The following is a 7479-nucleotide window of genomic DNA, read 5'->3' as shown; positions in this document are numbered from 1 at the left end:
AGAAGGGTGAGAAACCCTTCCGCCGGATGACCAAGGGTTCCAGGGCCAGGCTAATCCGCCCTGGGTGAGTCGGGACCTAAGGCGAGGCCGAGAGGCGTAGTCGATGGACAACGGGTTGATATTCCCGTACCCGCGAAAGAGCGACCCTGACGAACCTCGTTGTGCTAACCACCCAAACCGGCCAAGACCTTCGGGTTGAGGTTGGGGAGCGTGGGAACCTGGCGGGTAGTAGTCAAGCGATGGGGTGACGCAGGAAGGTAGCTGAGCCCGGCCGGTGGTTGTGCCGGGGTAAGCGTGTAGGCCGTGTCGTAGGCAAATCCGCGACACATGGGGCTGAGACGTGATGCCGAGCCGATTCAGGTGAAGTCAGTGATCCTATGCTGCCGAGAAAAGCCTCTAGCGAGTTCTTAGCGGCCCGTACCCCAAACCGACACAGGTGGTCAGGTAGAGAATACCGAGGCGATCGGGCGAACTGTGGTTAAGGAACTCGGCAAATTGCCCCCGTAACTTAGGGAGAAGGGGGGCCGGAGACGTGAAGCCCCGCGCGGGTGGAGCGTTGTATGGCCGCAGAGAGCAGGGGGAAGCGACTGTTTACTAAAAACACAGGTCCATGCGAAGAAGTAATTCGATGTATATGGACTGACGCCTGCCCGGTGCTGGAACGTTAAGGGGACCTGTTAGCTCTTCGGGGCGAAGCGGAGAACTTAAGCGCCAGTAAACGGCGGTGGTAACTATAACCATCCTAAGGTAGCGAAATTCCTTGTCGGGTAAGTTCCGACCTGCACGAATGGCGTAACGACTTCCCCACTGTCTCAACCACAGGCCCGGCGAAATTGCAGTACGAGTAAAGATGCTCGTTACGCGCGGCAGGACGGAAAGACCCCGGGACCTTTACTATAGCTTGACATTGGTATCTGAATTAGCTTGTGTAGGATAGGTGGGAGCCGGTGAAGCCTATACGCCAGTATGGGTGGAGGCAATCTTGAAATACCACTCTGGTTGATTTGGGTATCTAACTTCGGACCGTTATCCGGTTCAGGGACAGTGTCTGGTGGGTAGTTTAACTGGGGCGGTTGCCTCCTAAAGGGTAACGGAGGCGCCCAAAGGTTCCCTCAGCCTGGTTGGCAATCAGGTGTTGAGTGCAAGTGCACAAGGGAGCTTGACTGTGAGACTGACAGGTCGAGCAGGGACGAAAGTCGGGACTAGTGATCCGGCACTGGCATGTGGAAGCGGTGTCGCTCAACGGATAAAAGGTACCCCGGGGATAACAGGCTGATCTTCCCCAAGAGTCCATATCGACGGGATGGTTTGGCACCTCGATGTCGGCTCGTCGCATCCTGGGGCTGTAGCAGGTCCCAAGGGTTGGGCTGTTCGCCCATTAAAGCGGTACGCGAGCTGGGTTTAGAACGTCGTGAGACAGTTCGGTCCCTATCCGCCGTGCGCGTAGGATACTTGAGAAGGGCTGTCCCTAGTACGAGAGGACCGGGACGGACGAACCTCTGGTGTGCCAGTTGTCCCGCCAGGGGCACGGCTGGTTAGCTACGTTCGGAAGGGATAACCGCTGAAAGCATCTAAGCGGGAAGCTCGCTTCAAGATGAGGTATCCCACCCACTTTGTGGGGTAAGGCCCCCAGCTAGACGACTGGGTTGATAGGCCGGAAATGTAAGCCCGGTAACGGGTTCAGTTGACCGGTACTAATAGGCCGAGGACTTGACTACCAAGCTGCTACGCGTCCACTGTGCAACTCTGAACAAACGATCACCCGCAGGGTTGGTTGATATGTTCATAGAGTTACGGCGGTCATGGCGGAGGGGAAACGCCCGGTAACATTCCGAACCCGGAAGCTAAGCCCTCCAGCGCCGATGGTACTGCACTCGGGAGGGTGTGGGAGAGTAGGACACCGCCGGACAAACATTCGATTTCAGGGCCACCCTCTCAGGGGGTGGCCCTGAAACGCGTCCACCCCGAAAACCGGTCCTCATGCCGGCGCGTGAACGGTGGACCACCCACCACTTCCCCGAACCGCCGAACCGGCCACCACTACGCCGTAATGGCGATCCGGGGGGCCGTTACGCCGAGGTGGCGGCAACGGCGTGCCGGGAATGCAGCCACCTCCCCGTAATGGCGAACCGGGCGGCCGTTGCGGGGAGCGGTCACCAGGGCGGGGACAGGCACCCGTCACCACGGCGACGTGACGGGGCGGGTGCCTGTCCCCTCGCCGCACTGGCGTGGACGAGTGCCCGCCGAGGTCGCGGTCAGCGCGTCTGGACGGACTCTCGGATGTCCCGGAACAGGGCTGCGGCGGCGTCGACCGTCCGGCCCGGGAACATGCCCATCACCACGCTGCCGTGGTCGGCCCACCCGCAGACCGCGAAGTCACCGCCGTCGCCGCTCGTCGTACCGCACTTCATCACGCCACCCAAACGGCCGGCGTCCACCTCGCGCAGGCCCGCGACCCGGCCGGTCTCGTCGGCCATCAGCCCGAACAGGGTGTCCAGGTCGCGTTCGGGCTGCCAGAGCAGCGTGGTGCCGCCGAACAGCAGCACCGAGCGCTTGGCGTCGCCGCGGTCGGAGTAGACGGCACCGTAGCCGCGGTCCAGCTCGATGTCGGCGGCGAGCCCGTCGCGCAGGTAGTCGGCGGTGCTGCGGGCCCGCTCGCTGTCGTCGCGTACCAGCCCGGCGACCTCGGTGGGCTGGCCGAGAGTGGTGTCCTTCTGCTGGAGCACCCGCCATCCACCGAGGCCGAGCACGCCGGCGCCGGCCAGGCCGGCCGCCAGCAGGGCGGCGAGGACGATCTTCCGGCGCCGGGAGACGGGCCGGCGTTCGGGCTCCTGCGCGGGGTCGCGGCGGCTCAGCTCGATCGGCTCTTCGGTCAGCTCGACCGGATCGGAACCCCCGTCGACCGGGCGCTCGGTGAGATGCGCGTCGGACATGACCGCCACCGTACGCGAATCACCGGTGGCGCACGTCAGGTCCTCGAAAGCGCTCCGTAGACTTTCAGGGTGACCGAGAGACTGGATGCCCGACGCCCCGACGCCCCGACCCTCGCCGGCCAGTACCAGCCCGGCGAGGTAGAGCAGCGACGGTACGAGCAGTGGGTAGCCGGCGGACACTTCCGGGCGTCGGCGGACAGCGAGAAGCCACCGTTCACCATCGTCATCCCGCCGCCCAACGTCACCGGCTCGCTGCACATGGGCCACGCGTTCGAGCACACGCTCATGGACGCGCTCACCCGGCGCAAGAAGATGCAGGGGTACGAGGCGCTGTGGCTGCCGGGCATGGACCACGCCGGCATCGCCACCCAGAACCTGGTCGAGCGGCAGCTCGCCGGTGAGGGGCTGTCCCGCCACGACCTCGGCCGGGAGAAGTTCGTCGAGCGGGTCTGGCAGTGGAAGGCCGAGTCCGGCGGCGCGATCCTGGGCCAGATGCGCCGGCTCGGCGACGCCGTCGACTGGGACCGCGAGCGTTTCACCATGGACGAGGGCCTGTCCCGGGCCGTGCAGACCATGTTCAAGAAGCTCTTCGACGACGGGCTCATCTACCGGGCCAACCGGATCATCAACTGGTGCCCGCGTTGCCTCACCGCGCTGTCCGACATCGAGGTGGAGCACACCGACGACGAGGGCGAGCTGGTCTCGATCCGCTACGGCGACGAGGTGGTGGTGGCGACCACCCGTGCCGAGACGATGCTCGGTGACACCGCGGTGGCGGTGCACCCGGACGACGAGCGGTACCGGCACCTGATCGGCACCGAGGTGGAGCTTCCGCTCACCGACCGGCGGATCCCGATCGTCGCCGACGAGCACGTCGACCCGAGCTTCGGCACCGGCATGGTCAAGGTGACCCCGGCGCACGACCCGAACGACTTCGAGATCGGCCAGCGGCACGACCTGCCCTCGCTGACGATCATGGACGAGCGCGGGATCATCACCGCGCCCGGCCCGTTCGAGGGCCTGGACCGGTACGAGGCCCGCCCGGCGATCGTCGCGGCGCTGCGTGAGCAGGGCCGGATCGTGGCCGAGAAGCGGCCGTACCTGCACGCGGTGGGGCACTGCTCGCGCTGCAAGACGACTGTCGAGCCGCGGCTGTCGCTGCAGTGGTTCGTCAACACCGGGCCGCTCGCGAAGGCCGCCGGCGACGCGGTGCGCGACGGCCGGGTGGCGATCGAGCCGGCCGAGCTGGCCAAGCGCTACTTCGCCTGGGTCGACAACATGCACGACTGGTGCATCTCCCGCCAGCTGTGGTGGGGTCACCGCATCCCCGTCTGGTACGGCCCGGACGGCGAGATCGTCTGCGTCGGCCCGGACGAGGAACCGCCGTCCGGCGAGGGCTGGCGGCAGGACGAGGACGTGCTGGACACCTGGTTCTCCAGCGGCCTGTGGCCGTTCTCCACGCTCGGCTGGCCCGAGCGCACCCCGGACCTGGCGAAGTTCTACCCGACCAGCGTGCTGGTCACCGGCTACGACATCCTGTTCTTCTGGGTCGCCCGGATGATGATGTTCGGCCTGTACGCGATGGACGGCGTGCAGCCGTTCGACGTGGTGGCGCTGCACGGCATGGTCCGCGACGAGCACGGCAAGAAGATGTCGAAGTCGTTCGGCAACGTGGTGGACCCGCTGGACTGGATCGACCGGTTCGGCGCCGACGCCACCCGGTTCACGCTGGCCCGGGGCGCGAACCCCGGTCAGGACGTGCCGGTCAGCGAGGAGTGGTGCCAGGGCTCCCGCAACTTCTGCAACAAGCTCTGGAACGCCACCCGGTTCGCGCTGCTCAACGGCGCGCACACCGGCGGCCCGCTGCCGGACGCCGCCGACCTCTCCACCGTCGACAGGTGGATCCTGTCCCGGCTGGCGCACGTCACCGCCGAGGTCGACGAGCAGTTCGAGGCGTACGAGTTCGCGAAGGTCTGCGACCTGCTCTACCACTTCGCGTGGGACGACGTCTGCGACTGGTACGTGGAGCTGAGCAAGCCGGTGCTCGCCGAGGGCGGCCCCGCCGCCGACGCCACCCGGCGGGTGCTCGGGCACGTGCTGGACCAGCTCCTGCGGCTGCTGCACCCGGTCATCCCGTTCGTCACCGACGAGCTGTGGTCCGCGCTGAGCGGCGGCGAGACCGTGCTGACGGCGTCCTGGCCGGTCGCCGACCGTACCCTCGTCGACGACGCCGCGGAAGGCGAAGTCGCCACCCTCCAGCGGGTGGTGACCGAGGTCCGGCGGTTCCGGTCGGACCAGGGGCTGCGGCCGACCCAGCGGGTCGCCGCGCGGCTCGACGGCCTGACCGGCGCGGGCATCGCGGCGCACGAGCCGCTGGTGCGCTCGCTGGCCCGGCTCGACGCGCCCGGCGACGACTTCCAGGCCAGCGCCACGCTGGCCATGCCCGGCGCGGTCAGCGTCGCGCTGGACACCCGCGGCTCGATCGACGTGGCCGCCGAGCGCGCCCGGCTCACCAAGGACCGGGCGGCGGCCGAGAAGGAGGCCACCCAGGCGCGGGCGAAGCTGGACAATCCGGCGTTCGTCGGCAAGGCGCCCGAGCCGGTGGTGGCGAAGATCCGCGAACGGCTGGCGGTGGCCGAGGCGGACCTGGTCCGGATCGACGCCGCCCTGGAGGCGCTGCCCTCGTGAGCGACCGCACCGACCGCACCGACCGCAGCGCGTTCGCCGAGGTGGAGGCCGCGCTCAACGCGCGCGGCTTCACCCGGATGCACTTCGAGCTGGAGAAGATCGAAACCCTGCTCGACCTGCTGGGCAGCCCGCAGCGGGCGTACCCGTCGATTCACCTGACCGGCACCAACGGCAAGACCTCGACGGCCCGGATGATCGACTCGCTGCTGCGGGCGTTCGGGCTGCACACCGGCCGCTACACCAGCCCGCACCTGGAGACCGTCCGGGAGCGGATCAGCCTGGACGGCGAGGCGGTGAGCGAGGAGCGGTTCGTGTCCACGTACCGGGAGATCGCGCCGCTGGCCGAGCTGGTCGACCAGCGGTTCGCCGAGCCGCTGACGTACTTCGACATGACCACGGCGCTGGCGTTCGCCACGTTCGCCGACGCCCCGGTCGACGTGGCCGTGGTGGAGGTCGGGCTCGGCGGCGCGGAGGACGCGACGAACGTCATCCAGGCCGGCGTCGCCGTGATCACCCCGATCGGGCTGGACCACACCGAGTGGCTCGGCGACACGATCGAGGACATCGCGCTGCACAAGGCCGGCATCATCCACCCCGGCGCCACGGTGATCGCGGCGGCGCAGGAGGAGGAGGCGGCCCGCCCGATCCTGGAACGCTGCGCCGAGGTCAACGCCACAGTCGCCCGGGAGGGCGCCGAGTTCGGCGTGCTGCGCCGCGCGGTCGCCGTCGGCGGCCAGGTGCTGACCATCCAGGGCCTGGGCGGCGTGTACGAGGAGATCTTCATCCCGCTGCACGGCGCGCACCAGGCGCAGAACGCGGCGGTGGCGCTGGCCGCGGTGGAGGCGTTCCTCGGCGCCGGGGCCCGGCGGCAGCTCGACATCGAGGCGGTCCGGGAGGGCTTCGCCGCGACCAGCTCGCCGGGCCGGCTGGAGCGGGTACGGACCGCGCCGACGGTGCTGCTCGACGGCGCGCACAACCCGCACGGCATGGCCGCCACGGTGGCCGCGCTGCAGGAGGAGTTCGCGTTCAGCAAGCTGGTCGGCGTGCTGGCGGTGCTCGGCGACAAGGACGCGGCGAGCCTGCTGGAACTGCTCGAACCGGTGCTCGACTCGATCGTGGTGGCGGAGAACAGCTCGCCCCGGGCGATGCCGGTGGACGAGCTGGCCGCGCTGGCGCGGGAGATCTTCGGGCCGGAGCGCGTGCAGGTGACCCGAGAGATGCCCGACGCGATCGAGGCGGCGGTGGCGGAGGCCGAGTCGGACGTGCCGGGTGAGCTGGCCGGGGTGGGCGTGCTGGTCACCGGATCGGTGGTGACAGTGGCCGACGCCCGCCGGCTGCTGAAGCGATGACCGGCCCGCAGCAGGGTCCGGGCCCTGAACCGGCGGCCGGCGACACGCCGGAGGACCAGGCCGGTCCGGAGCAGGCGGGCGGCGAGCGGCGGTCCGGGCTCCGGAACCCGGACAAGGCGGTACGTGGACTGGGCGCCGGCACGATGGCGCTGGAGGCGCTGGTGCTGCTGCTGGCCATCCAGCCGATCCGGGTGGTCGGCGGTGACCTGAGCGGCGCGGCGATCGGCGCGATCGTGGCGCTGGCGGTCGCCTGCGTGGTGCTGGCCGGCCTGATGCGCCAACCGTGGGCGTGGCACGCCGGCACCGTGCTTCAGGGTCTGCTGCTGCTCTCCGGGCTGCTGCACTGGTCGCTGTTCGCGCTCGGGGTGATGTTCGCGCTGGTGTGGGCGTACGCGCTGCACGTGCGGCGGGTCATCCTCGGCTGAGCGCCGTCGCGCGCGGCGCGGTGCCGCGCGGTGTTGTGTTAAGAAGGGCCCCTTCCTCTACCTGAGGCGTTAAGAAGGGGCCCT

At 68.4% G+C, this 7479-nt stretch carries 4 protein-coding genes and 2 rRNA genes (1 of these 6 only partly in view); 5 read left to right on the top strand and 1 reads right to left on the bottom strand.

Features of this window, described 5'->3' with window-relative positions:
• Together PVK74_RS14800 and rrf are read left to right on the top strand one after the other, a co-directional pair.
• Nucleotides 1–1718 (top strand): 23S ribosomal RNA (locus PVK74_RS14800); it begins 1391 nt to the left of the window's first position.
• A gap of 74 nt (nt 1719–1792) precedes the next feature.
• Nucleotides 1793–1909 (top strand): 5S ribosomal RNA (rrf, locus tag PVK74_RS14795).
• Nucleotides 1910–2255: 346 nt separating this feature from the next.
• Here rrf and PVK74_RS14790 read toward each other — a convergent pair.
• On the bottom strand, nt 2256–2933 hold the full coding sequence (locus PVK74_RS14790; protein ID WP_043331013.1) for a hypothetical protein: 678 nt from the start codon (nt 2931–2933) through the stop codon (nt 2256–2258).
• A gap of 69 nt (nt 2934–3002) precedes the next feature.
• On the opposite strand from PVK74_RS14790, the gene PVK74_RS14785 reads away from it, so the two are divergent.
• The 3 genes from PVK74_RS14785 to PVK74_RS14775 all read left to right on the top strand — a co-directional run bounded on the left by PVK74_RS14785 (nt 3003) and on the right by PVK74_RS14775 (nt 7395).
• Complete coding sequence (locus PVK74_RS14785) at nt 3003–5621, top strand: valine--tRNA ligase (protein ID WP_113972704.1); 2619 nt, start codon at nt 3003–3005, stop codon at nt 5619–5621.
• A 77-nt stretch (nt 5622–5698) separates the two neighbouring features.
• Nucleotides 5699–6970, top strand: a complete 1272-nt coding sequence (locus PVK74_RS14780; RefSeq protein WP_222949356.1) for a bifunctional folylpolyglutamate synthase/dihydrofolate synthase — start codon at nt 5699–5701, stop codon at nt 6968–6970.
• The gene (locus tag PVK74_RS14775; protein ID WP_274479233.1) at nt 6967–7395 is read left to right on the top strand and encodes a DUF4233 domain-containing protein; all 429 of its coding nucleotides are present in this window, start codon (nt 6967–6969) and stop codon (nt 7393–7395) included. Before PVK74_RS14780 ends, PVK74_RS14775 begins: the two co-directional genes overlap by 4 nt.
• The last annotated feature ends 84 nt before the right edge of the window (nt 7396–7479 follow it).

Origin of the sequence: Micromonospora chalcea (assembly GCF_028768405.1) — a bacterium.
GTDB classification, from domain to species: Bacteria; Actinomycetota; Actinomycetes; order Mycobacteriales; family Micromonosporaceae; genus Micromonospora; species Micromonospora chalcea.
Note: the sequence above shows the minus strand (reverse complement) of the source record. Positions and strands in the feature narration are given on the sequence as shown.

Bases quoted from the DNA above. Each gene is read 5' to 3' on its own strand.
- PVK74_RS14780 (WP_222949356.1), top strand. From the start codon at position 5,699: ATGCACTTCGAGCTGGAGAAGATCGAAACCCTGCTCGACCTGCTGGGC.
- PVK74_RS14775 (WP_274479233.1), top strand. From the start codon at position 6,967: ATGACCGGCCCGCAGCAGGGTCCGGGCCCTGAACCGGCGGCCGGCGAC.
- PVK74_RS14790 (WP_043331013.1), bottom strand. From the start codon at position 2,933: ATGTCCGACGCGCATCTCACCGAGCGCCCGGTCGACGGGGGTTCCGAT.